Origin of the sequence: Paenibacillus sp. GbtcB18 (genome assembly GCF_019091125.1) — a bacterium.
GTDB lineage: Bacteria > Bacillota > Bacilli > Paenibacillales > NBRC-103111 > Paenibacillus_F > Paenibacillus_F chitinolyticus.
This window is the reverse complement of the sequence record NZ_JAGXJX010000855.1, coordinates 1-236: the sequence shown is the minus strand read 5'-3', so window position 1 is coordinate 236 and position 236 is coordinate 1. Positions and strand designations below refer to the sequence as shown.

Genomic DNA, 236 nt, shown 5'->3' with positions numbered 1-236 from the left:
ATTCGGGAGGCAGTCCGTTTCAACATCTTGGAGGATGTGTATGTCGGTAATGACAAGGGCAGCAATGTCCCGTAGGACAATGCTGGGCGCGATCGCGTCCAGTCCGCTCTGGATGCAGTCCGCATGGGCGCAGCCAGGCAAGCTGAAAATCTCGCACCAGTTCCCCCGCGCCAGCCTTGCCGAAGGCGATTTCCGTGACCGCTTGTGCCGCATGTTCGCGGCCGACGTCGAACGGC

1 protein-coding gene is annotated in these 236 nt (G+C 61.0%); it reads left to right on the top strand.

Annotation, left to right across the window (positions count from 1 at the left end):
• Positions 1-49 precede the first annotated feature (49 nt).
• On the top strand, positions 50-236 hold a 187-nt coding region (locus tag KVT34_RS31130), incomplete at its 3' end, for a hypothetical protein (protein WP_217563385.1).